Raw genomic sequence first — 21,818 nt, 5'->3', positions numbered from 1 at the left:
AAGGCCACACTCGGGTGAGTTACACCGGCTCCTACCTCTGGTCCGTACGGCAGCACGTCGGCAGTCGGCTGCTGCTCGTCCCCGGCGCGCAGGTCCTGCTGCTGGACGACCGGGGCCGGGCGCTGTTCCAGCAGCGCGCCGACACCGGGGTGTGGGAGCTGCCGGCCGGGGCGTGCGAGGAGGGCAGCGATTTCACCGGTACGGCCGTCCGGGAGCTCGCGGAGGAGACCGGGCTGCGGGTCGAGCGGGCGGACCTGGTCGCCTTCGGTTCGCTCTCCGATCCGCGGATCCACACACTGACGTACCCGAACGGGGACGTCACCCACTGCTTCGCCCTGTGCTTCCTGGCCCGCCGCTGGTCGGGAGCGCTCCGGGTGGGCCGGGACGAGGTGACGCGGGCGGAGTTCCGCGATCCCGCGGACCCGCCCGGCCCCCTGCATCCGCCCACCGCTGTGGTCCTGGAGATGTTCCGGGCGTTCAGCTCCACCGGAAGGTTCCAGGCCCGATGAACGTGACGAGAGCACAGGGCGCGGTCGTGCCGTGCCGGGCCTGTCTGTCCGGCGAGGATCTGGACTGGCTGGGCGGCCGGTCGGTCAGCCTCGCGCTGGATCTGCCGACGACGGCCGGGCTGCGGCCGCCCGGTGCCCGGTCTCCGGCCGCCCCGGGGAGCGACGGCGGGGCGGGGAGCTGGCCGGAGGAGGTGTGGGCGTTCCTGCGGCAGCGGCTGTCCGGGCTCGGCCCGCGGCCGCCCGCCGTGACGGTGCGCAGTGACGCCCCCGCCGCGAGCGGGCTGTCGTCCTCCACCGCGCTGATCGTGGCGCTGTTCCGGGCATTCACCGACGCCTGCGCACCGGGCGCGGTCACCGTCCGGACGCTGGCGCAGTGGGCCTACGAGTTCGAGTTCGCGATCTTCAACGGCGGCGGTATGGACCACCTCGCCGTCATCGCGGGCGGCGCGCTGCTGCTCCAGGGCCGCCCGAGCGGGCTCCCGGACATCCGCGAACGGGTGGAGTTCCCGTCCGAGTGGGCTGTCCTGGTCGTCGACTCGGCCACCAGGAAGGACACCAGCGACCACATCCGCTCGGTGCGGGCACAGCTCGCGGCCGGCGATCCGCGGCTCGCGACGTATCTGGTGCGGACCGACGCGGCGTCAGCGGCGGTCTGGGAGGCCGTGCACCGCCGCGACCTGGGCGCGCTCGGTGCGGCGATGGGCGAGGCGCACGCCGCCATGCGGGACCTCCAGGAGATGTCGACGCCGCTGCTGGAGGAGTTGCGGGGGCTGGCCCTGCGCGCTGCCGGTCTGCCGCTGAAGCTGAGCGGGGCCGGCGGCGGCGGGGCGCTGGTCGGCGTCTGCGCGGCGGCGGAGCAGGAGGAGCTCGCCGGGCGGCTCCGGCGGGCGTTCGGCCCGGCGCATCCGCGGGTCCGGGTGATCCCCACCCGGGCGGCCGCGGGGCTCGCGCCGGAGCTCGCCCGGCTCGCGCCCGTCGGCCGGGCGGAAGCCCCCTGAGGGCGCGTCGTCGCGGTGGTGCCTGTCCCACGGCGCCACCGCGGCGACCCGCCCCGGCCGCCCCGCGGCCGCCCTGACCTGCCTAGATGAACGGGTCGTAGTCGCTGCCGGGCTCCGGGGCCGCCGTGCCGGCCCCGATCTTCTCCAGTTCGAGGTTGGAGCGGTGGCGCGCGCAGTGGAAGCGGCAGTCCCGGCTCGGGTCCACGATGCCCCGGTCGGAGTTCCGCCAGATCTCCGCCAGGCTGTCGGTCACCGCGTCCCCTATCTTGGCTCCGTCGTTGCCCCGGTGGTAGGAGCACACGTACACCCCGGACGGGGTCACCAGGGTGCGCAGCTCCGCCACCCGGCAGCGGTGGTAGTCCTTCTCCTGGACCGGGCCGACGCGCGAGCGCAGGGACGTCAGGGTCGAGGAGTTGACGATCTCGAAGGAGTCGTCCTCCCACCGCGCGGCCGCGCGCAGCTGCTCCTCGACGGAGGCGAGGATCTCCGGCGCCACCTGCACGACATGGTGTCCGTCGTCGAACATCGCCTTGGTCTCGAAGTAGTCGCACCCGATGTCATGGGCGAGTTCCGCCGCCTGCAGCACCTCGTGATGGTTGCTCACGATGGTGCCGTCCGGCTCCCGCCGGGTCATCACGAGGAAGGAGTAGCCGAGCGCCCCCTTCTTCGCCTCGGCCAGCAGACGCATATTGCCGATGACCTTGTCGAAGACGCTGTTGCCCTTGCGGTCCGGCCGGAAGAGCCGGTAGGTCTCGCTGGTGCCGGCGTCGACGGATATGCGGACCCAGGAGGCGTACTCCGCCAGTTCGGCCAGGTTCTGCTTGATGAGGGTGCCGTTGGTGACCACACCGATGGCGATCCCGGCCTCGCCGAGGACGCGCAGCACGGTGCGGGTGCCCCGGTGTGCCAGCGGCTCGCCGCCGCCGATGAGCACCACTCCCCGGACGGACATCTCCACCAGCTCGTGGGCCAGTTCGGCCAGCCGCTCGGGGGTGAAACGTCCCTGGTTCAGTAATTTCCCGCTGATGCACTCGGGACAGGCCAGATCGCAGAAGGTCGTGGGGTCGAGGTCCACCACCAGGGGTCCGCCGGACGGCGCACCGGAGGCTGCTTCGAGGATCCGCGGCCAGCCCGATGGCTGGTACAGCTTGGACACCAGGTCCAGACGGTCGAACGTCACGGTGATCTCCTGCGTGTTGGGAATCAGAAGGTGCGGCTGCGCATGTGGTCCGGGCGCCGGGACCGTCCCGGCGGCGCTGTGGCGGCGGCTCCCGGGGCCGTCCGGCGGGGCCGCCGTACGGGGTCCGGGCCCTCATCCCTTGACGGCCCCGGCCGTGAGCCCGGTGGCGACCCGGCGCTGGACGATCGCGAAGAAGACCGCCACGGGGAGGGCGGTGAGCGTGGCGCCCGCCATCAGTCCGCCGTAGTCCGTGCCGAAGCTGGTCTGGAACGACACCAGCCAGATGCTGAGGGTCTGCTTGTCGTTGCTGGAGAGCAGCACATAGGCGAGCACGTACTCGTTCCACGCCTGGACCAGGGCGTAGATGGAGGTGGCCACCAGTCCCGGGGCCAGCAGGGGCAGCAGGACCCGGCGGAAGGCGCCCAGGCGGGTGCAGCCGTCGACCCGCGCCGCCTCCTCCAGCTCCGCCGGGATGCCGGCGATGAAGCCCCGCAGCAGCCAGACGGTGAACGGCAGCATGAACACCAGGTAGGTGAGGATCACGCCGAGCAGGCTGTCGGTCAGTCCGGCATCGCTGAGCAGCAGGTAGATCGGGATGATCAGCCCGGCCAGGGGGATCATCTGGACGCCCAGGATCACCAGCACGAATGCCTTGCGCCCGGCGAAGGAAAAGCGCGCGAGGGCGAAGGCGGCGAGCGTGCCGATCAGCAGCGAGACCAGCACGGTGCCCACGCCGATGAGGACGCTCGCACGGACGTTGGCCCAGAAGGTCGGGGTGTCGAGGGCCCGGCGGAAGTGTTCGAGGGTCAGGTGCCCCGGCCAGAACTTCGGCGGGCTGTGGTGGATCTCCTCGGCCGGCCGGACGGCGGTGAGCAGCATCCAGTAGATCGGGAAGGCCATGACCGCGCTGAAGACCAGGCCGAGCGTGTTGGCCACGGCCCGGCGGTGCCGGGTGCGCGGCCGGGCGCGCCGGCCGGGCGGGGCCGTCGGCCAGGGGCCGGGGGCGTTGTTCACTCGGCATCTCCCATGGTGAGGATCTGGCGCACGTAGACGACGGCGCCGCCCAGCAACAGCAGCACCGTGATCACCGCGATGGCGGCTCCGGTGCTGTAGCGGTTGACGGCGAAGGACTCGATGAAGGAGTAGACGCCGAGCAGGTAGTACTCCTTCTCGGGCTGGCCGCCGCGCATCAGCCAGATCTGGTTGAACACGCCGAAGTCCCAGATCGCCGAGAGCGAGGTGACCAGGACGAAGGCCGGTTTGATGACCGGGAAGGTGACATGCCGGAAGAGCTGCGGACCGCGGGCGCCGTCGACCAGCGCCGCTTCCTCCAGCTCCGGGGGGACCTGGCTGAGCGCGGCCTGGAGGGTGACGGCGGCGAACGGGACGGCGCCCCAGACGACGACGCAGGCGATGACGGCGAACCCTTCCCAGGGGTCGGCGAACCAGTTGTGCTTGCTGAAGTCCAGCCCCGGCAGCAGCCCGAGCAGCCAGTTGACGACGCCGTAGTCCGCGTCGGACAGCCAGCGGAAGATCGAGGCCGCGACCATGATCGGCATGGCCCAGACGGCGACGAGCACCCCGACCATCGTCATCCGCACCCACGGCGCCACCCGGCGCATCAGCAGGGCGACGAGCATCGCCAGCGCCATGGTGGCGGCGACGCAGACGACGGTGAAGAGGGCGGTGCGGCCGACGACGTTCCAGAAGAAGCCGTCGGACAGGATCGTCCGGTACTGGCCGAGCCCGGCCCAGGGCGGTGACGTACCGGAGAACAGCTGCTTGCGGGTCATGTCCTGGAACGAGAGCAGGACCAGATCGACGAGCGGGTAGCCGAGGACCGCGGCGAGGGCGAGGACGGTCGGCGCGATCAGCAGGTAGGGCAGCGTCAGCCGGCCGGCCCGGCGCAGTGTGCCCCGCGGGCGCGGTCCGGCCGCGCGCCGGTGGCGGCCGCCGGGTGTCCCGGGGCCCGGTCCGGCCGCCGCCGGGCGCGGCGGATCTGCGGTCTCCATGGCTGCGAACTCCTCGAAAGTAGGGCCTGCACCGATGGGCCCGCACCGCGCTCCCGCGGAGGGGGCCGCGCCCCACGCCTGCGGGGCGGCGCCGTCCTTCCGGCGCCCGCGCGGCCGTCAGTTCTCGTTGATCACGCCGTCGATCCGGCGGTCCGCGGCCCGCGCGGCGTCCTGCACGGACTGCTTGCCCGTCGCGATGTCCTGGAGCATCTCCGGGAGGATGTTGGACTTCTCCACAGCACCCCAGCCGGGGGCCAGCGGGGTGACCCAGCCCCGCTCGGCGGCCTGTGCGGCCGGGCCGTTGACTCCGCCGGCGGCCACCTCGCGCAGCTGGGCGGTGTTGTTGGGGAGCGTGTCGGCGGCGATGAGCCGGCGCTGTGCGGTGCGGTCGGTGAACATCCCGATCCACTCGCCGGCCAGGTCCTGGCTCCGCGACTTGGCGGGGATCGCCAGGGTGGATCCGCCCAGGAAGGGCGGCAGCAGCTTGCCGGACGGTCCGGGGAAGGCGAAGGTGGCGAACCGGCCGCGGAGTTTCGGGTCGCCGCCGGATCTGCTGTCGGTGGCGGCCTTCGCCTCCCAGGTGTTGCCGTAGAACATGCCCACCCGGCCCTGGCCGACCACCGCCGGCTCGTCCCCGTTGTCCTTGGACCGGTCCCCCACGTAGTAGGCGTCGAGAAGGGATTTCCAGGCTTTGAGTCCGGCGACGGAGGCGGGCGAGGAGAGTGCGCCGTGCCAGCGCCCGTCCTTCTTGACCGCCATCTCACCACCGGCGTCCTTCACGAACGCCATCGCCGCGTACCAGTAGCGGCCGGGCATGTAGAACGCAGAGAAGTTCTTGTCCGCGGCGCCGAATTTCTGCTTCAGCTTGTCGAGGTCCGCGAGCAGCTCGGGATAGGTGCGGGGGGCGTGGTCGACGCCGGCCTGTTTGAGCAGGTCGGTGCGGTATATGCCCACCCGGGCGCCCACGTAATAGGGCACGCAATAGGTTTTGCCGTCCATACGGCAGGAGTCGTTCAGCGCGCCGAGCCATTCCGCCGAATGGTCGAACTTCGCCGGGTCCACGGTCGCGAAGGCTCCGTTGACGATGTAATTCGTGGTCTCGCTGTTCCCCATCTCGACCACATCGGGGACTTCCCGGCCGGCGAGTGCGGCATCGATTTTCTGGTTCTTGCTGGTCCATTGCTGGTATTGGACCTTCACCTTGATCTTCGGGTATTTCTTGTTGAATCGGGCGTTGACCGTGGTGACCAGGTCCGGCCAGCTTTCCTGGGCGTCCACGGTGAGCCAGACCGTCAGATCACCCGAACGCTCCGCGGCGGACGGCGGTTTGCCCCCTTCGCCGGAACCACAGCCGGCCACGGATGCCAGCAGGACAAAAGCCCCCAGGCCCGCGGTGAAACGGGAGATGCGCTCAGCCATGATCTCCTCCGTCCGGGTTGACAGAACCGGGGGCCTTCCTACCCCTCGCGGCCCGGCAAACTACCCGAAGGAAGTTTTCCAGCCAGAGAGCCGCGCTCCGGAAAAGGATCACCCGTCGAATCGGAGAACACGCGTACGGCAGGCGGGAGGCCCTGCCGAACTCCACACAGACGCCGTCACCCGGCCACTGAATTGACGCAAACACAGCGGTGTGCAAAAGATCCGCTCTTGACGCTGATGCCCCTGCTGCCTCAGCTTTGCTCAGGTGTCTCCCACGTCCCCGATCGAAGGGTCTGCACGTGACTGAGTACGGCACGATACCCACGGATTCGGACACCCAGCCTGTTTCGGACACCCGCCCGGTGAAGGTCAACGCGTGGAACGGCTGGGATCCCCTGCGCCATGTCGTCGTGGGACGGGCCGACAACGCGGTGGTACAGGCACCCGAGCCCGCGGTGCGCCGGGACTTCCCCGACGACGGCTACCCGCTGGGCACCTACGGCCCGATGCCCGCCGAGATGACCGCCGAGGCCAACGAGCAGCTCGACAACTTCGCCGAGATGCTGCGCCGGCGCGGCATCCGGGTGGACCGCCCGACCCCCGTCGACTTCAGCCAGCAGGTCGCCACCCCCGAGTGGACCCACGATTCGATGTCCGGCTGCATGCCGCCCCGGGACCTGCTCCTGACCGTCGGCCACGAGGTCCTCGAAGCCACCATGTCGTACCGCAGCCGGTGGTACGAGTACCTCTGCTACCGGCCGCTGCTGCAACGGCTCTTCGACGGCGACCCGGGCATGCGCTGGGAGGCCGCGCCCAAACCGCGCCTGACGGACGCCTCTTACCACCCGGGTTTCTGGGACACCTACAACACCCTTTCCACCGAAGAGCAGTTGGCGCGAGTGCGCGACTACGACCTCGTGCTGACCGAGGCCGAGCCGCTGTTCGACGCGGCCGACGTGGCCCGCTTCGGCAAGGACCTCTTCGTCCAGCTGTCGTTCGTCACCAACCGCAGCGGCTACGAGTGGCTCCGGCGGCACTTCCCCGACCACCGGGTGCACGCGGTGACCTCGACCAACACCCATCCCCTGCACATCGACGCCACCTGGGTGCCGCTGCGGCCCGGTCTGGTGCTGCACTGCGGTGAACGGCTGGCGGACCCCGAGCTGATGGAGTTCTTCCGGCTCAACGACTGGGAGATCATCGAGGCGGTGCAGCCGGCCAGTTGGGAGCACCCGCCGAAGCTCTCCTTCTGCAGCCCGTGGCTGGCGGGGAACATGCTCAACCTCGACGCGAACACGCTCTGCATCGAGGAGAAGGAGGAGCCGCTGGCCGAGCAGCTCGCGTCGTACGGCTTCGAGATCGTGCCGGTGCCGTTCCGCGCGGTGGGCCCGTTCGGCGGCGGTCTGCACTGCGCGACCGTCGACATCGAACGCGACGGCGGGCTGGAGGACTACTTCCCGCGCCGGCACGGCCGGTTCTGAGCACCGTTGACCGGCCGGACGGGGGTGACGCGTTGACCGGCGCGGCGGCCGGGCGCCCGGCGGAGATCCGGGGCGTGATCTTCGATTTCTACGGCACGCTGGTGCGCATGGTGGAGCCGCTGCCGCCCAGCCACCGGTCGGTCTTCGTCCGCCGGGGCCTGGCCGGGGCCGCCGCGCAGTGGGGTGACCAGTGGGCGGTCGGCCCGCGCGACGGTGAGCTGCACCGGGAGCACTCCGCCGACGCGGAGAGCTACCGGGCCTGGGAGCTGGCGCGGCTACGGCGCCGGGCGCGCGGCTGCGGCGTCCCGGAGGGCGAGGTGGAGGGGCTCGTCACCGAACTGGACCGGGTGATGAAGGACCTGCGTCTGGCGCTCTTCGACGACGTACCCGAGGTGCTCGCGGAGTTGCGCGGACGCGGTCTGGTGGTGGCGGTCTGCTCCAACTGGTTCTGGGATCTGGACCGGGCCCTCGACGAGGTCGGCCTGGCCCGGCTGGTGGACGTGGCGGTCACCTCGGCCCGCGCCGGGGCCCGTAAACCGCATCCCCTCATCTACCGGACGGTGCTGGAGCGCTGCGGGCTCCGTCCCGAACAGGCGCTGTTCGTGGGGGACATGTGGGCGTCGGACGTGCTGGGCCCGCTGGCCGCCGGGATGCGCGCCGCGCACCTGTGGCGGGCGGACCGCGCGGTCGAGGGGGCGGCCCCGCCCGTACCGGACGGGGCCGCGCGGATCACCACGCTGCGCGCGGTCACGGACCTGCTGTGACCCGGCTCTCCGCATCCCGGCCGGCGGTCTCCCGCGTCCCGGCGTCCCCGCCCGCCGGGGCCGGGCCCGCCAGCCGGTCCAGCACATTGCGGGTCACCCGGACGACACCGGCGTCCAGTTCGTGCCCGCAGACCACCGGCCAGTCGGTGGTCCCGGCCGTGAACACCGTGCCGCCGGCGGTGTACAGGCCCATCGTCGCCGCCCGGGGTCCGGTGTTCCCCGGTTCGCGGACGGGGCAGTTCCAGTGCCCCGTCCGCAGCTGGTGAAAGTCCTCGTTCACCGGGTCCAGGAGGTAGATGCCGAGGATGAGAAAGGACGTCGGGGTGCCGTCCGCACCCGTGGCATGCGCGATACCCGCCGCGTCGCGGGTGAAGGCGGCGCCGTCGCATTCGTACCCGATCAGCGCCGTTCCCGCGCCGAGGGCGTCCGGCGTCCCGCCGTCCGACCCGTCCCGCAGTCCCGTCCCGGCGTACACCCAGTGATCGGCGTGCTGCACCCGGTACCCCGCCCGGGGGCGGTCGCCCGGCCACTCCCCCGGCCACATACCGCCGTTGCGGAAGCTGACCCCGGTCAGGGCGTTCTCCGGTGCGCCGACGCCGTCGGGCGCCGCCGGCCACCACTGGTCCGTCGCCGGCAGATGCGGATAGACGTCTCCCACGTGGTGGTCGGTGTCCGAGACGAACGCGGTGTTCCCGTCCGTGAGATGGACCCGCCACCAGCAGGTGTTCGCGCTGAAGAACGCCGCGTTGCCGCCCGCGCGGACGAACGCCGCCACATGGGCGCGCATCGCCGCGCTCCAGTACTCGTCGTGCCCGACGCTCAGGAACAGGCGGTACGGCGTGAGCAGGTCCGGGTCCTCGTGGAGGTCGAGGTCGGTGCAGTACTCGACGTCGTATCCGCCGCGCTCCAGCCAGGCGATGAACGGCGCGTCCCAGTAGGCGAGATCGATCACGCCGCCGGGCCGGTGCATGCTCAGCTGGTGGCCGGCGGGCCGGTCCGGGCCGCCGCCCTGATAGACGGGGTTGTCGTAGAAGCTGCTGGCCCGCTGCACGTCCTCGCGGTCCGAGCGGTTGTAGGCGTGCCGGGTGAACGTCGACTTCTTGTACAGGATGCGCGCGGTACGGCCGGGGCGGGACGGCCGGACGATGAAGAACTCCCGGGCGTAGCCCTCGATGTCCGCATCGGTGAGCAGGGGTGTGGCCGCCGCCCGGCGGTCGTCGCCCTCGACGAAGTGCGCGAGGTACACGCCCGGCCGCCAGCCGTCCGGTATCGGCGCGTCGTGGGGCGGCCAGTCCCAGTCCACGGCGGGCGAGGCGTGCGCGGGGACGCCGTCGGGATGCGGCGGCGGGTTCCGCAACTCCCCGGGATACGGCCCCGACTCCGCCACGAAGGCCAACTCCCCGCCCAGCCGGTAGAAACGGACGCGGAATTCGTCGGCGTCCGTCGAGACATGGAATGTCAGACTCCGGCCGGCCACCACACTTTCCCGGCCCATATACCCTTCGATCACGTGCCCGCCCACCCCTCGTCCCGAATGGAAACTCTTCACTTGCGGCCGCTGTCGGCACACCGGATCAGGAGATCATCCGGCCCACGACAATGGATACGGCGAGATCAGCCCTCCTGCGGCGAATTCAGGACAGGCGCGCTTACCGTGCGAGTGCCTCCGGGGCGGCGGGGGTAGTGCGGCAAGGACCTCGACCACCTACTCTCCTTGGGGATATCAATGGACAGTGAATTCCGGGTCCGGGAACTGATGCTGGGAATTGAGGGGCTGGCCCTGCTGCGCCATGCGATGAACGGCGACGAGCAGTTCCTGAAAGAGCGGGTGGCGGAGATCCGGGCATTCGCCACCGGGCAGGGCGGCGATCTGCCGGACGGCGGGGCGGCCGTGAGCGAACTCGACGCCGCGGCCGGTTACGCGGCCTGGTCCACCGTCTACGACTCCCTGCCGAACTCCTATATCGAGGTCGAGGAGCCGGTCGTCCACGGACTGCTGGACAAGGGCCCGGTGGGCACGGCCCTCGACGCGGCCTGCGGCACCGGGCGGCAGACGGCGGCGCTCACCGCGCGCGGCTACCGCACCATCGGGGTGGACCAGTCACCGGAAATGCTGGACCGGGCCCGCCACAACGCCCCGGACGCCGAGTACCGCCGCGGGTTCCTGGAGCAACTGCCGCTGGCCGACGACTCCGTCGACCTCGCGCTCTGCACCCTCGCCATGACCCATCTGCCGGACCTGACCACCGGCGTCGCCGAACTCGCGCGCGTCGTCCGGCCGGGCGGCCGGGTCATCATCTCCGATATGCACCCGTTCGTCATCTCGCTGCAAGGACAGTGCCTCTTCGTCCACGGCTCCGACCAGCTGGCATTCATCCGCAATTACGTGCATCTGCCCAGCAGCTATTTGAATGCCTTCGCGGCGGCGGGACTGACCGTACGGGCCTGCGTCGAACCGGTTTTCAACGGGCGGCTGGCTCCCGGCGGTTACGAGGAGTCCATAGCGGACGCGGCCCGCGCCGCCTGGGAGGGCATTCCCCTCGTCATCATCTGGGAAGCCGTCGCCCCGTCCTGAATTCCCCCCTCTCTCTCCCTCCCCGCATCGGCACGAAACGAACAGCAGAGGCCGGACATGACCGTAGAAATGGTGCGCCACTCCGAACGCCCCGAACTCTGGGACCGCATCCCCGAGCTTTTCGCCGGAGTGGTCCCCGAATACAACCTGCACGGCGACATCAATGGAGACTACTGGACACGCCTCTTCGACGAATTCCCGGACCATCAATTCGTCCTCTACGACAAGGAGCACGACGACATTCTGGGAGCGGGCCGCTCGCTCCCGCGCACCTGGGACGGCACTCCCGAGGGTCTGGGCACCGGGCTCGACGAATCGATCGCGGCGGCCTTCCGCGACCACGACTCCGGAGCCGCGCCCCAGGCCCTGTGCGCCCTCGGCATCGAGATCCCGCACGCCCACCAGGGCAAGGGCCTGTCGAAGATCCTGCTGAACAAGATGACGGACGCCGCCCGCGCCGACGGCCTGCGCCATGTGATCGTGCCGGTCCGCCCCACCTGGAAGGACCGCTATCCCCTCGTCCCCGTCGAGCGGTACGCGGCCTGGACGCGCGCCGACGGTTCGCCCTTCGACCCCTGGATCCGCACCCAGGTACGGCTCGGCGGCGTCATCGCGGCGGCCGTCACGGAGTCCTCACGCATCACCGGCACGGTGTCCGACTGGGAATCCTGGACCGGGATGGCGTTCCCCGACGACGGGGAGTACGTCTTCCCCGGCGGCCTCGGCACACTGCACATCGACCGCACCCACGACCGGGGCGCCTACTGGGAACCGTGCGTCTGGATCACCCACGAGGTACACGCCCGGACGTGAGGTACGTACGCGATCAGACGCGGCGTGGGTGAACCGTGCGGCCTACGTGATCCCGTGCGGCGGACGTGACCGGACGAGGCATACGCGATCACGTCGGTGCACGCTCACGTCCGTACCTGCTCGCGCCCGTACGCGATCACGCCCCTCCCCCATCCCCTTCCTCATCAGGTCCGAGCAGCAGACTCCCGCACCTGATCGCGCTCCAGGCGTACGCCGTGAGCAGTTCGGTATGCGCCGGGAGCACGTCGGGACGGCGTTCGGGGGGCAGCCCCGCCAGTCCGACGGTGGAGACGGCCGCGGCGCGCAGCCGCTCGGCGACGTGGCCGGTGCGGGCGCGGGTGCCCGCGCTGTGCGCCGCGTGCCGGCGCGCGGCGTCCTCGGCCTGCCTGCCCAACAGCAGGCAGTGGATCCACAGTTCCTCCGCGAAGGCCGCGCCGAAGAGGCGCCCCACCTCCACCGCGCTCTCCGCGGGGCGCTCGCGCCGCGCGATATCGCGTACCCGCCCCTCCGTGAGCCCGGTGGCGGGCATGGCCTCCTGCCACCTGAGATGGCGCCGCGGATCGGCGGCCCGCTCCTGACCGGCCAGACGCAGATAGCCCTCGCCGTACCGCATATACGGGAGCCAGTCGAGTTCCTCCAGGACCCATCCGTGGCAGAGCAGCGGGCGGGCGTCCGTGGCGCCGACCGGGCAGACCGCCCGCCGGACGCCTTGTGACGCATGCCCGTTGATGCTGCTGGTGCCGATGTGCTCCACGACGCTGGGCACGGCCAGCAGGCCCGCCCGCCCCGCCTTGCGCAGGAACGCGGCCATCAGCTCGTCGTCGTGCCGCTCCGTACTGTCCCGGGCGAACTCCCGGAACTCCTCGGCCGTTCCGACGGGCAGGCAGATGGCCAGCGTCGGCGCGAACTCCTCCGGCACCGCGCGTACCCAGCCCGCACCCGCCAGCGCGGCCAGCCGGGCGGCGGCGCCGTTGCGCGCATGCCAGTTCGTGTAGAAGATCAGCGCGTCATCCGCGAACCGCGCCACGGAACCGGCCACGAGGTCGAGCAGTTCGGGGGGCGCGGCCACATCGTCCTGCACCACCAGGTGGTGGGTCGCCGTGTCGGATACGGCGGACCAGGCCACCAGCGCCGTCCGCAGGGCCGAGGGAGCGCCGTCCGGATCCGGGTCCATGGCCAGCCCCCCGAGGCCGAGCCGGGCCGACAACTCCTCGGCCTGGGCCTTGCGCACGGGATGCGTCATGACGGCCGAACTGACCCGAGCTGCGGTCATCGAGGCACTCCTTCACATCGCGGTCAGATCGCGGCCGAATGGCGAGACGCCCTCTGCTCCGCAGCCGGTCACCGGACGGCCCATCGTGGCAGACGTCCCGGCCCGCCCCACCTGCCACAAGGGACAACGGCCGGATCCGGACGGCGGAAGACCCGAATCCACGGGCTGCCGGCCGGACGCCGCTACCAGCGCGACGAACGCCAGGAGGACCGGGCCCGCGGCTCACCGTCGGCATGGAACCGCACCGCCCGCCCCAGCCGTTCAGCTTCTTCCAGCCCCTCCGGCACCCGCTCCGTACGCGGCGCCTCGCCCTCGTCCGCCGCGCCCGTTCCCGCTCCCCGTACGGCAGCCCAGCCACAGCCGGCCCAGAGAGCGACGGCCACCACGTAGACGGCGATGTGGACGGCACGGTCCACCCTGGGCAACACCTGTAGCGACAGGACGGCCAGGGCGGACAAGACCATCAGAGGTGCGATCAGCACATAGCGCCTGGTGCGGTGCAAGGGACACCCTTCGCCGGAACCGGCCCTGACGCCTTCAGTCTGCGCCGCGCACACCCGGCCGACACCCCTCCGACCCCACCTCGTCGTTTTGGCATATGCCAAGCAAGAGAGCCGCCCACCGCACGGAACGGAGCCGGAACCGCGCCGGGCGGACGGCGGCCGCCCTCCGGCGCCGCACGGCGTACGGACCTCATGGCGGTCCGCCACCTCGTCGCGCAGCGCGCTATCGCTTGCCGGCCCCGACTGCCACCGTCACCGCGGTCCCGGCGACGATCGGCACCAGCATCGCGGCGAACAGCCAGCCGGACACCTCCTGCACGGGCGCGGAGCGCCACAGCATCCCGCAGCCGACCAGCAACGAGATGCCGATGCATGCGTTGAGGACCAACAGCGCGCGGGCGTTGCGGAGTGCGGAGGCGCGGGTGAGGGGCCGCTTCGACGACGAAGGCGGCAACAATCCGTCGGCGAAGGGCGCCGCTCCACCGTCCGGCAACTCCGCGCGCCGGGCCGCCCGCAGTGTCAGCTCCGCGATACCGGTCAGCAGCAACGTCACCCCGGCATACACGAACACCAGCACGAAAGCGCTACCGACGGACCGGTCCGTCCAGGCGTCCACGCCGTCGCTACCGATGTGCTTCGGTATCCGGTCCGGCAGGTGCGGATACCGAAGCACCCCCCAGAGCGTCAGGACGGTGATCAGGACAGCGCTGGGTGCCAACCACAGCCGTACAGAAGACGACATCACCATGAGCACGATTATCCGGCAGGGCACGCGGAACGAGGCGGATGGGGGCCGCAGTCGGCCCTCCCCACCCGGGACCGCCGCCGACCCGGCGGGCAGGACCGGCCGGTGGCGGGCTCGATCCGCACAGGCACCACCGGCAGATATTTCGGGCGACCGATCCGTCCACCGGCCCGTACGATCACCGGCACAGCCGACAAGTCGGACAGATCGAACAGCGGGGCGACGATGGGCAGCAGCGAAGCCAGGGCCGGAGAATCAGCCGCCGTGCGGCTCGGGCGGGGCGCGCCCCTGCCCGACGTACTGGACACCGCCGATCCGGCCGCCTGGATCGGGCTGGACACCGGAGTCCGCCAAGTGGCCTCGTACTACCCCGAGTTGCTATCGGCGCTGAGGAAGATCGGCGGCCGGCAGCTGGGCCGGGACCGGGACGCCGCGCTGTCCGAGATCCGGGACCAGGTCGAGCTGCTCGATGAGTCCGGACTCGCGCTCGCCCTGTGCCATCGGAACGGCGCCGTACGCAAGGCGGCCCTGCACCGCGCGGCGGAGTACCCGGCACTCGTTCCCCTGATCGTCATCCGCGGTGCCGACTGGGCGCCACCGGTACGCGACCAGGCGCAGCGCCTGCTGCGGGAGATACTGCCCCGTCGCACCGCCGAGGAGACCGCCGCACTGACGCCACTGCTGCTGCGCGTCGGCGACCGGGACCGCGGTGCGTTCGGCGTCGAACTGCTGCGGGAGACCCTGCACCAGGCACCGCACCGGCGACTCGCGCCACTGCTCACGCACCCGGACCGCGCCGTCCGCCGTTTCGCCCACCGCATCGCCGTAGCCGAGCAGCTGCTCTCCCCCGCCGAACTGGCCCGCAGCGCCGCCGGTGACCCCGACACGGTCGTACAGAACCTGTGCGCCGAGGCAGCGCTCGCGAGCATGGGAGCGGACGCGTACGAGGAGGTGCTCGACGCCCTGCTCACCGCGCGCAACCCGCGCACCCGCTCGGCCGGGGTCACCGCGCTGCGGCGGGCGGGGCGGCCGGCGGCGGCGCGGCCGTTTCTCACCGACCGCTCCGCTCTCGTACGGGCCTGCGCCCGCTACGTCTTGCGCCAGTACGGAACCGATCCCCGCCCGCTCTACCGGTCCTGGTGCGCGCATCCCGACGATGCGGCGCTGCCACCCGGTGCGCCGATCGGGCTGGCCGAATGCGGCGCGCGCACGGACGCCGAGTTGCTGTGGCCGCTGATCGCGCACCCTGCGTCCCGGGTCCGGGCCCGCGCGGTGGCCGGACTGCGCACGCTGGACGTGGCGGACACGGATCGCCTGCGGCCGCTCCTCGAAGACCCCTCGCCGGCCGTCGCGCGCGAGACCGCCACCGCGCTTCTCCCCTCGGCAGCTCGGCTGTCCGCCCCGTGGCTGAGGCAGCTCCTCGCGCCGCATCGGCCACGGCACACCAGGCTCGCCGCGTTCCGGCTGCTCGACGCCCAGGGCGGCATCCCGCAACTGCGCGCCGCCGTGGCCCTCCTCGACGACCCGGACGACAAACTCCGCACCCGGGCCGAGCAGTCCGTCCGGCGCTGGCTGCCGCCTGCCGGTGTGCACCGCGGTGACGCGGAGGTGGCGGCGCTGCTGGAGCGCTGCGAGCACCTGTTCAGCGCCCACGTCCTTCGGCGGCACAAATGGCAGTTGGGCCTCGCCGGTTGAGACGTCCCGCGCCGGACCGGGGCGGCGGTGGCGGCTCCCTGGACGAGCGCCGAGGGGCCGGGCCCGGTCCTGGCCCGGGGACGGGACGAGGGGCCCGGCCCGGTGCCTCGGCGCCTCCCGCTGGCCTGCTTTCCCGCTGTCCTGCTGGTGGGGCGTGTCGGGGTGCTGTCGGTACGGGCGGGCGACCTGTCGGCGATGTGTCGGTAGTGGCCGCGACCTTTGGGGAGGGGCGGGCGCCGTGGTGACTGCGACGTGGCCCCTGTCATCGCTGTCCGGTCGTCCGAGAACCAGGAGTTACCGTCATGCCGCTCGACCCCCACACCGAATCCTGGGACGTGCACCGGCTGCCGCGGGCCGCGGGCAAGACCTTCCTGGTCACCGGCGGCAACGCGGGGATCGGCTACTTCGTCGCGGAGCAACTGGCCGGAACCGGGGCAACCGTCGTCCTGGGCTGCCGGGACCTCGCGAAGGCCGAGTCCGCCATGGCGTCGATCCGCTCTCGCGTCCCCGGCGCGCGGCTACGTCACCTCCGGCTCGACCTCGCCGATCTGCCCTCCCTGAAGGCCACCGCGGACGCCCTGGACCTGCCTCATCTCGACGCGGTGGTCCACAACGCCGGAGTGGCGCTGGACGAGCCCCCGCGCCGGGTGACCAAGGACGGCCATGAGCTGATGTTCGGCACCAATCACCTCGGGCATTTCGCGCTGACCAGGTGGCTGGCACCGCTGCTGTCGGCCGCGCCGGCCGGCCGTGTCGTGACGGTCGGCAGCTTCGTGGCGAAGTCCGAACAACTGGACCCGGACGATCTGCAGTCCCGTAACGACTACCGGCCGAAGCGCGCCTACGGACGGTCGAAGCTGGCGCAGATGTACTTCGGCTTCGCACTCGACCGCCGCCTGCGGGCCGCCGGCAGCACGGTACGGAGCGTGGTGGTCCACCCCGGCGGCGCACTGGACTCCCTCACCCCCGCACGCCCGCAGGTGCATATGCGGACTTCCGCGGAGCGGATGGCGGGCCTGCCCGCCGGCCTCCTCCTCCAGGGCAAGGAGGCCGGTGCCTGGCCCGCGGTACGGGCCGTCCTCGATCCGGACGTGGCCGGCGGGCAGTTGTGGGGGCCGCGCGTCCTCGGCCTCCGCGGCAGGCCCCACCGCGAACCCGTCCGGGGCAATCTGGCCGACGCGGCCGCCGCGGCGCACCTGTGGGACGCCAGCGCCGACCTGGCCGACGTGGCCCCGGACCTCGGCCTCGGCCTCGGGTAGGCGGCGTCGGGCGGGCGTCGTTTCAGCGGCCGGACGGGCTTGCCTCCCGAGGGCGGACGGCGCGTCTTTCCGTACGAGCGGTTCGCTGTACTAGCGGATCCCCGTACGAGCGACTCGCCGTCCGCCGCGATGGCGGTGGGGGTGGCGATGGCGGTCGCGAGGGCGAGGTCGAGGTCGAGGGCGAGGGCCTGACGAACCGACGGGCTGGCCCAGGCCACAGGGAGCGGCCTGTGTTGGCGAGGGCGATAGCGATGGCCTGATGAACCGCTGGCCCCTCCGTCCCCCTTTCCCAGCTCTTCACCTCCCGGGCACTGACCGCACCGCACGAGGCCCCCCTACCCTGACTTCGCCCAGCCCCGCTCACACCGCTCCACAGCACTCCACACCGCACCGCTCCGTAACACCCCACGACAACGGAGGCCCGCAGTGCACAGCAGATTCCGCAGTCACCCCCGTCGCACCCGCACCGCCCTCGTGTCCGCGCTCGGCCTGGCCGCGGCATGGGCGGGCCTCGGCGGCGCGACACCGGCGCACGCCGCGAGCGTCCCCACCCCCGACCACGTCATCGTCGTGATGCTGGAGAACCACGGCTACGACCAGGTCATCGGCAGTTCGGACGCCCCGTACATCAACTCCCTGGTGAACGGCGGCGCCAACCTCACCGACGCGCACGCCGAGACGCACCCGAGCCAGCCCAACTACTACGCCCTGTTCTCCGGCGACACCCAGGACGTCACCGACGACTCGTGCATCACCCCGGGCTTCAGCTCGGCGGAGAACCTCGGCTCGGAACTGATCGCGGCGGGCAAGAGCTGGGCCAGCTACAACGAAAGCCTGCCGAGCACGGGCTCCACGGTCTGCAAGAAGGGCAAGTACGCGCAGAAGCACAACCCGTGGTTCGGCTTCGACAATGTCCCGGTCTCCACCGCGAAGACCTTCGCCCAATTCCCCACGGATTACGCGAAGCTGCCGCAGGTGTCCTTCGTCATCCCGAACCTGGACAACGATATGCACGACGGCACGGTCCAGGACGGCGACACCTGGCTGAAGGACAACCTCGGCGCGTACGCAACCTGGGCCGCGACCCACAACAGCGTGCTGGCCATCACCTTCGACGAGGACGAGGGCACCACCGACAACACGATCCCCACCGTCCTCTACGGCCAGCCAATCACCCCCGGCAGCACCTCATCCACCACATACGACCACTACAGCCTCCTACGCACCATCGAGGACATGTACGCCCTCCCCCACGCCGGAAACGCCGCCTCGGCAACAGACATCACGGGCATCTGGACGACGGGCTGAGCACCGGCGACGACCGGACGCACACCCCGTCCGTCTTGGGCTGCCCACCAGCCCACACCGGTCGAGGACACGTCGCAGCGGGACGACCGCTACCCGGAGCGGCGACGCGGGCACTTCTCGCCGCCGCCGACGGACGAGATCCAGCATCAGGACGGAAAGCCACAGGCCGCATCAGGCCCACTTGACCTCGCTCCAGGGCCAAAACGAAGGCCGCCACGGCGTCCGTGGCGGCCTTCATTGCTGCGTCGGAGCATCCCCGCGGGCGCGGGGTCCACGTCGCGTCGAAGCAGTCGGTGACGGTGGCTGTCGGAGCATCCCCGCAGGCGCGGGGTCCACACTTCCTGAGCTGGGATTGTACCGGGCGGGGTGGCTGTTTTCATTCAGTTGGTTTTTGGGGCGGGCTGAAAGGATCAGTCCGTCGAAGTCGACAGGTTGCCAGCGGTCGCGGCCTGCGGTGCGGACCGCCCATCCCTGTTCGTTGGCGGCGGGTTCGATGAGGATGGCCTGGCCGTCGCCGATGCGGGTAGCCAGGAGTTCCCAGAGGCGGTCGCGGATACGGCGGCTGGGGTTGCCGACGAATACACCGGCACTCGCCTCAACCATCCAGCGTGTGAAGTGTCCGCGGAGACCTTCCGGGGCGGCGATGAGGATGATGACGGTCACGATGTGGATTCGGTGTCGTTGATTTCGGGTCCGATGACCGCGATGTGGTTGTCGGTCATTCCGTGTGCCGACAGGTCGGCCTGGCCTGCGTAGTTGGTGCCGCCCGGGACGGTGCCGAGGTGCTCGTCCCACAGGAGGTTGGCTTCGGAGTCGTCGAAGTCTGTTCCTTCGGGGGTTAGCAGGTTCTTGACGTCGGTGACGATGCGGCTGAGGAGTTTGTCGCGGGCGATGAGGTCGCGGAGGCTGAGTCGCGCGTCGCGTTCTTCTGTAAGACCTTGTGCGGCGAGGTCGAAGGCGAGCGGGATGGTGTATTCGGCCTTGTAGAGGTCGGCGATGTCCAAGACGAAGGATGTGGCTTTGCCGGTGTGGACGAAGCCGAGTCCTGGGCTGGCGCCGAGTCCGATGATGACGGCGTGGCAGATGCCATAGAGGGCGGCGTTGGCGGCGGACAGGAGGCGGTTGAGGTCGTCGCCTGCTGCGAAGGCATCGCCGGCTTTGTAGACGCGGCCGTTCCAGGGGACTCCGGTGCGGTCCGCCTGGGCGCGGTAGTATTGCGGATGCGTGTGCCTTCGCGGCCGCGGAGTTGCTGCATGGTGAGGGCTGAGACGTCCTCACCGGGGAAGCGCATGCCGTACATGGCGCGGGCGACGGCGAGGCGTTCCTTGGGACGGGTGACGAGCCATGCCTGCCGGTGGAGGAGGCCGGCGCGCCTGCTGGGGCCGAGGCCGGCTGCGTACATACGGACGCCTTGTTCGCCGACCCAGCACACGGTGGTGCCGGAGTCTGCGAGCAGGCGAATGGCGCCGTGGGTGACGCGAGTGCCAGGGCCGAGGAGCATGACGGCCACCATGGCTGCGGGGACCCGGACGGTTTGCTGCTTGTTGATGATGACGACGGCGTTCTCGTCGCGGTCCAGGTGGCTCCGCTCGACGTAGACGCTGGAGACACGGTCGGCGAGGCGGTGCAGGTCCTGGGGGTCGGCCTTCCACCAGATGTCGGGCACGGGTGTTCATTCCCTTTCGGGCAGCGGGGCGAGGGTGAGCAGTCCGCATCCGTATGCCTTGGAAGGGCCGATGCCGGCCAGGAGGCGCCCGGTGAGGATGGCGGGGTCGGTGATGCGCAGGCGTCCTTCAAAGGTCACGGAGTTCATGACGACGTGGGCTTCCTTCGCAGTGGCGGGCCCTTTGTCGAAGGAGTGGCGTTGGCGGGTCGTGATGCGGATGTCGCGGGGCGGTTCGTCGTCCGTGCCGTGGGTTCCTTCCAGGTGGGGGGCGGTGGGGATGTCGAAGCCCCAGCGTGCGGTGCAGGTGAGGAACCAGCCGAGCTGGGCTGCGGCGGTGCGGTGGCCGAGGCGGAAGCTGCGCCGGTCGCCGGCTTCGGTGCGCGCCTTTTGACGCGCGGTGGGTTTGTCGGGCCGGTTGGTGTTCTGGACGGGGTTGGCGGTGAGACGGAAGGCGAAGCTGCGGCCCGGTGCCAGCTGTTGCAGGAGCGGGGCGTAGTCGCGTACGGCGTAGTGCTCGCCCTCGGCGCCGGGCCATCCTGCCTGTTCGACCAGGTGGTTCCAGTCCGGTTTGTCCGTGGTGAGGACGAACAGCTGGGGGCGGTGGGGATTGTCCGGGTCGAGCCGCCACAGGGTGCGTTCCCGTTCGGGCGGGCCGGGGATACCTCCTTGGATCGCCCGTGCCCGCGCAAGTCCTTACTCCCGGGGCACCTCCGGGACGGTCACCTTCCATGCCTGCCACCCCGCGCTGGGCATAACGGCTCTTCCAGCGGTCCACGGTCGGCAGCGACACTCCGAGCAGCTCCGCAATGTCCTTGCTCCGGCGCCCCTCGCCCGACCACAGGACGATCCGGGCCCGCGAGGCCACAGCCACATCCCGACTGCACGCCAACTCCCGTAATTCTGCAGCCTGTTCCACGGAGATCTTCACACCAGCAGCAACGAGACACGCGAGATCAAGCGGCACCCACGGAATCACGAACCACAGAACCCAAAAGAAACAACGTCCCATACAAGGCAAGCAATTGGCTGAATTTCGCCTGAACCACTTTCATGCATGGGCGCCTCGATACCGGGCGCCCCGACGCTCGACACGCCTGAGTCAATATCAGCCGAACCGTTGCGCTTGAAAAGGTGAAGGCGGTCCGGATGATGCTCCCGTCTCGCGATCTTCCACCTCGGTCAACAGTCCCTACTCGACCTGCCCCTACAGGACATTTTCCGAGATTCCACTTTCGCGGCTTCCATGGAATTCCTTTCGATTGATCGCCGCCGAAACCTGCGGGCGGTTTCGGCCACGCGTGAAGAAAATACTTGTGAGGTGTCGGCGCCTGCGTGAATGATGCGTGACCGGAATCGAGATTCAACTGGCGTCTCGACGTGAGTAACGGAGTTCAAAACGTGCAGATCAACGAGAATGTAACTGTTGGGAATTTTCCTGCAAAGCCGCGGAGAGGATCGGCAAGAAAGCGTACGTTCGTCTCATCGCTAGCGACTCTCGCACTGGCGTCGTCGGCGGCCTTAGTACTGCAACGACACTCCGTGATGCCCTCTGCGTTGGTAATGGCTGATGCGGGCTCGTGCTTGGGTCTTTCTTCGCCATAGTGACCATGCGAGTACG

At 70.5% G+C, this 21,818-nt stretch carries 19 protein-coding genes and 3 pseudogenes; 9 read left to right on the top strand and 13 right to left on the bottom strand.

Going from position 1 to position 21,818, the window contains the following annotated elements:
* Positions 1–14 precede the first annotated feature (14 nt).
* Positions 15–509 carry an NUDIX domain-containing protein gene (locus IH09_RS27155; protein ID WP_052860121.1) on the top strand — a complete coding sequence of 165 codons (495 nt, stop codon included), beginning with the start codon at positions 15–17 and terminating at the stop codon, positions 507–509.
* Positions 506–1,507, top strand: coding sequence for a mevalonate kinase family protein (locus tag IH09_RS27150; RefSeq protein ID WP_052860120.1), 1,002 nt, complete (start codon positions 506–508; stop codon positions 1,505–1,507). Before IH09_RS27155 ends, IH09_RS27150 begins: the two co-directional genes overlap by 4 nt.
* A gap of 82 nt (positions 1,508–1,589) precedes the next feature.
* Here the strand turns inward: IH09_RS27150 and IH09_RS27145 are convergent, their stop codons facing one another.
* The 4 genes from IH09_RS27145 to IH09_RS27130 all read right to left on the bottom strand — a co-directional run bounded on the left by IH09_RS27145 (position 1,590) and on the right by IH09_RS27130 (position 6,118).
* Positions 1,590–2,687, bottom strand: coding sequence for a radical SAM protein (locus tag IH09_RS27145; RefSeq protein ID WP_052860119.1), 1,098 nt, complete (start codon positions 2,685–2,687; stop codon positions 1,590–1,592).
* A 132-nt stretch (positions 2,688–2,819) separates the two neighbouring features.
* Positions 2,820–3,701, bottom strand: coding sequence for a carbohydrate ABC transporter permease (locus IH09_RS27140; RefSeq protein WP_052860118.1), 882 nt, complete (start codon positions 3,699–3,701; stop codon positions 2,820–2,822).
* Positions 3,698–4,699 carry a carbohydrate ABC transporter permease gene (locus tag IH09_RS27135; protein ID WP_094795103.1) on the bottom strand — a complete coding sequence of 334 codons (1,002 nt, stop codon included), beginning with the start codon at positions 4,697–4,699 and terminating at the stop codon, positions 3,698–3,700. The genes IH09_RS27140 and IH09_RS27135 overlap by 4 nt, the downstream gene beginning before the upstream one ends.
* A 117-nt stretch (positions 4,700–4,816) precedes the next feature.
* Positions 4,817–6,118, bottom strand: coding sequence for an extracellular solute-binding protein (locus IH09_RS27130; RefSeq protein ID WP_052860117.1), 1,302 nt, complete (start codon positions 6,116–6,118; stop codon positions 4,817–4,819).
* Between the two features lie 299 nt (positions 6,119–6,417).
* Here IH09_RS27130 and IH09_RS27125 point away from each other — a divergent pair, with 299 nt between their 5' ends.
* Positions 6,418–7,599 carry a serine/threonine protein kinase gene (locus IH09_RS27125; protein WP_240150430.1) on the top strand — a complete coding sequence of 394 codons (1,182 nt, stop codon included), beginning with the start codon at positions 6,418–6,420 and terminating at the stop codon, positions 7,597–7,599.
* 74 nt (positions 7,600–7,673) lie between these two features.
* Positions 7,674–8,363 (top strand): HAD family hydrolase, encoded by a 690-nt coding sequence (locus tag IH09_RS27120; protein WP_318279561.1) that lies wholly within the window; start codon positions 7,674–7,676, stop codon positions 8,361–8,363.
* On the opposite strand, the gene IH09_RS27115 is transcribed toward IH09_RS27120, so the two are convergent.
* A complete protein-coding gene (locus IH09_RS27115; RefSeq protein WP_318279560.1) occupies positions 8,347–9,873 on the bottom strand; it encodes a N,N-dimethylformamidase beta subunit family domain-containing protein in 1,527 nt (508 codons plus the stop codon). The two genes, IH09_RS27120 and IH09_RS27115, sit on opposite strands and share 17 nt — an antisense overlap.
* A gap of 216 nt (positions 9,874–10,089) precedes the next feature.
* Between IH09_RS27115 and IH09_RS27110 the strand changes: the two genes are divergently transcribed.
* Positions 10,090–10,938: a class I SAM-dependent methyltransferase gene (locus tag IH09_RS27110; RefSeq protein WP_110952619.1), complete on the top strand. Its 849-nt coding sequence runs from the start codon at positions 10,090–10,092 to the stop codon at positions 10,936–10,938.
* Between the two features lie 57 nt (positions 10,939–10,995).
* Positions 10,996–11,751 (top strand): GNAT family N-acetyltransferase, encoded by a 756-nt coding sequence (locus tag IH09_RS27105; RefSeq protein WP_052860114.1) that lies wholly within the window; start codon positions 10,996–10,998, stop codon positions 11,749–11,751.
* 136 nt (positions 11,752–11,887) lie between these two features.
* On the opposite strand, the gene IH09_RS27100 is transcribed toward IH09_RS27105, so the two are convergent.
* The 3 genes from IH09_RS27100 to IH09_RS27090 form a co-directional block, all read right to left on the bottom strand.
* On the bottom strand, positions 11,888–13,024 hold the full coding sequence (locus IH09_RS27100; protein WP_052860113.1) for a hypothetical protein: 1,137 nt from the start codon (positions 13,022–13,024) through the stop codon (positions 11,888–11,890).
* Between the two features lie 182 nt (positions 13,025–13,206).
* Positions 13,207–13,527 (bottom strand): hypothetical protein, encoded by a 321-nt coding sequence (locus tag IH09_RS27095; protein ID WP_052860112.1) that lies wholly within the window; start codon positions 13,525–13,527, stop codon positions 13,207–13,209.
* A 223-nt stretch (positions 13,528–13,750) separates the two neighbouring features.
* Positions 13,751–14,275: a DUF1648 domain-containing protein gene (locus IH09_RS27090; protein WP_052860111.1), complete on the bottom strand. Its 525-nt coding sequence runs from the start codon at positions 14,273–14,275 to the stop codon at positions 13,751–13,753.
* Between the two features lie 261 nt (positions 14,276–14,536).
* On the opposite strand from IH09_RS27090, the gene IH09_RS27085 reads away from it, so the two are divergent.
* The 3 genes from IH09_RS27085 to IH09_RS27075 all read left to right on the top strand — a co-directional run bounded on the left by IH09_RS27085 (position 14,537) and on the right by IH09_RS27075 (position 18,534).
* The gene (locus tag IH09_RS27085) at positions 14,537–15,967 is read left to right on the top strand and encodes a hypothetical protein (protein WP_190233426.1); all 1,431 of its coding nucleotides are present in this window, start codon (positions 14,537–14,539) and stop codon (positions 15,965–15,967) included.
* 302 nt (positions 15,968–16,269) lie between these two features.
* Positions 16,270–17,226, top strand: coding sequence for an SDR family NAD(P)-dependent oxidoreductase (locus IH09_RS27080; RefSeq protein WP_052860110.1), 957 nt, complete (start codon positions 16,270–16,272; stop codon positions 17,224–17,226).
* 426 nt (positions 17,227–17,652) lie between these two features.
* Positions 17,653–18,534, top strand: a complete 882-nt coding sequence (locus IH09_RS27075; RefSeq protein WP_052860109.1) for an alkaline phosphatase family protein — start codon at positions 17,653–17,655, stop codon at positions 18,532–18,534.
* Between the two features lie 387 nt (positions 18,535–18,921).
* On the opposite strand, the pseudogene cas2e reads toward IH09_RS27075, so the two are convergent.
* The 5 genes and pseudogenes from cas2e to IH09_RS40225 form a co-directional block, all read right to left on the bottom strand.
* A pseudogene (gene cas2e / locus IH09_RS37955) lies at positions 18,922–19,197 on the bottom strand (type I-E CRISPR-associated endoribonuclease Cas2e); the annotation flags it as partial.
* A pseudogene (cas1e, locus tag IH09_RS27070) lies at positions 19,194–20,200 on the bottom strand (type I-E CRISPR-associated endonuclease Cas1e). The pseudogenes cas1e and cas2e, both read right to left, overlap by 4 nt.
* A 6-nt stretch (positions 20,201–20,206) precedes the next feature.
* The gene (cas6e, locus tag IH09_RS27065) at positions 20,207–20,830 is read right to left on the bottom strand and encodes a type I-E CRISPR-associated protein Cas6/Cse3/CasE (protein WP_205379156.1); all 624 of its coding nucleotides are present in this window, start codon (positions 20,828–20,830) and stop codon (positions 20,207–20,209) included.
* Between the two features lie 130 nt (positions 20,831–20,960).
* Positions 20,961–21,209 (bottom strand): annotated as a pseudogene (locus IH09_RS40715) (helix-turn-helix domain-containing protein); the annotation flags it as partial.
* A 382-nt stretch (positions 21,210–21,591) separates the two neighbouring features.
* Positions 21,592–21,818 (bottom strand): hypothetical protein (locus tag IH09_RS40225; RefSeq protein ID WP_205379150.1); only part of this gene is annotated, 227 nt, incomplete at its 5' end.

The sequence above is a fragment of the Streptomyces celluloflavus genome (genome assembly GCA_000720995.1).
GTDB lineage: Bacteria > Actinomycetota > Actinomycetes > Streptomycetales > Streptomycetaceae > Streptomyces > Streptomyces celluloflavus.
The sequence above is the reverse complement of the archived record's forward strand: the minus strand, read 5'-3'. Positions and strand labels throughout refer to the sequence as shown.